Raw genomic sequence first — 2,016 nt, 5'->3', positions numbered from 1 at the left:
AGATCATGCTGGGAATTCGGAGTTAGGAGGGCTGGATCCGCTCTCCCCGCGAACGTATCGGGGTACTGCTCTCCCGCCGCCGACATGAGTGTCTTGCGAGCTGGCTGGGCATTCGAGCGGGATCGTGGCTGCGACGGGGCTCATCCTCGCCTTCTTCACGGCTGGGTTTCGATATCTGTCTTCGTGAAATCCTCGCCCTTGCACAAAAGACGCTCGGCGCGAATTTTGGCGAGCGCGTAGGAAAAACAATCGCCAAAGTTCAGGGCCGCGGGGTGTCTCCCCTTGCCAAACCTGCTGAACGCGCGCCGGGCCACGTGGGCCTGCTCGGTGTCCACTGCCACGACTTCGATCTGAGCCATTCCAAGGAAATGGTCGAGGTCGTGAACTCCGTCACCACCGAAACGCGCCTCGATGACGATCGACGTCTCGACGAAGCTCACCGCCGACAAAGCTCTGGACTCCGCGGTCTCGATGGCTTCGTTGAACGACCGGCGCTCTGGCTCGTTCCTCAAAATGGCGAGCAGCGCGGAAGTGTCGATGACCACTTATCGCGGCAGTCCGAGCTCGTCATAGCCGAGGATCTCCTCGGCGCTGCGCGAATCGACCACGGGTAGGGAAGCGCAATGCAGCGCAATGGCATCGAGCTCGTCCGCTAGACGCCGCTGCGCGCGGCCCCTGCGCAGACGCGTGAGCCGGTCGCGCAGCGCGATGGTCACCGCCTCGGTTTTGGACTCGCCGGTGAGCTTGGCTAGCTCCTCGGCCAGACGCTCGGTCTCCGGATTTCGAATGTTGATGGCCATTGGCTTTACGTATACACATATTACTACACAGTAACATCGAGTGCAGAGGGGAAATGCTACAGCAATGAAAGTAAGGGCTTAGGGCGAGAAGCCTAGCTCCACCCAGCAAGCTGGAAGGGCGTTGTCCACCGCCCGCCAACACCGACGCATCACGATCACCGCGGGGCCCCGGCGTCGAACCAGGTCTCGAGCCGAATTTCCGGGTGCCTGCGGGGGGCGACGAGCGCGTTCTCGACTTCGAACCGGAGCTCGAGACGCTCTCCCAAAGACGCTCCCTTGACCCCAAGTGTCGTTTCCTCGTGAGGTGCAAGGGTGACGATATCGGTGCTGCGCTGAAAGGAGACGTCTCCCAGGTTCTTCAACGAGAATGACGCATCGGATAGGTTTTCAATCGTCACTTCGACGACCCTGGAATCCTCCAGATAGCGAGCGCCGCGGACGACAATCGACGCGAGCAGGAGCGGCTCCACGAACTCGGGAAGTCCGATCAGCTGGTTTCGATACCAGACGACCGTGCGTCCCGCAAAAAGAGCCTCGCGAATGCCCTCCGAGGTGCGCTCCTTTGCGAACACCAACGTGATCGGGCGATGACCGCCGCCCGGGACGTCGAACTCCCAGTCGACGAGGCCATGGATGTCGGACGTTCCCAGGACGGTCAGGCCCTCGTCGAGAGCGATCTGTAATGCCTCTTCGGAAATCGTTTGCTCGTTGACGACCTCGATCCCGTGAAGGAGCCTCTCCTCAATGAGCTGCCGATGCATGGGGGTGAGCCGCGCGATCCCATCGGGAGCCTGTTCCACCCAATCGGGGTGGTTCCAAAAGATGAACGCCCCCTGGGAGTGAGCTTCGCGGAAAGCACCGATCGCATCTTCTCGAAGGATGGTGTTCGCGTCCCGGATGAAGATGGCGTTGGCATGCCCCGGAGGCATGTCGCGGGTGATCTCCGAGCCATGAATGACGAGAAGGTCGTGGTCTCGAGCGAGCTCGCGGGCGAGCTCATAGGAGCGATTGCGGTCCTCGTGGGGAATGTCTTCCCGATGAGGCTGATACTCGAGATGCTCGGTGAGGGAAACCGCGTCGAGGCCGTCCTTTACCGCTTCCTCGACTCGTATGTCCGGCCACACGCTGCCATCCGAAAACACCGAGTGCTGATGCAGGTCACACTTGTGCGTCAGATAGCCGGGAACGTTCGGAAAGGTGATACGGCGAGAGCCGC

3 protein-coding genes are annotated in these 2,016 nt (G+C 61.1%); all 3 read right to left on the bottom strand.

The window, feature by feature from the left end:
* Positions 1–155: 155 nt before the first annotated feature.
* Positions 156–545: a type II toxin-antitoxin system VapC family toxin gene (locus VEK15_22080; GenBank protein HXV63405.1), complete on the bottom strand. Its 390-nt coding sequence runs from the start codon at positions 543–545 to the stop codon at positions 156–158.
* Positions 546–800 carry a type II toxin-antitoxin system VapB family antitoxin gene (locus VEK15_22075; GenBank protein HXV63404.1) on the bottom strand — a complete coding sequence of 85 codons (255 nt, stop codon included), beginning with the start codon at positions 798–800 and terminating at the stop codon, positions 546–548.
* A 155-nt stretch (positions 801–955) separates the two neighbouring features.
* Positions 956–2,016: Sb-PDE family phosphodiesterase (locus tag VEK15_22070; GenBank protein ID HXV63403.1), on the bottom strand; the 1,061-nt coding region annotated here is incomplete at its 5' end.

The organism is Vicinamibacteria bacterium (genome assembly GCA_035620555.1).
GTDB lineage: Bacteria > Acidobacteriota > Vicinamibacteria > Marinacidobacterales > SMYC01 > DASPGQ01.
This window is presented reverse-complemented; position numbering and strand designations above follow the sequence as displayed.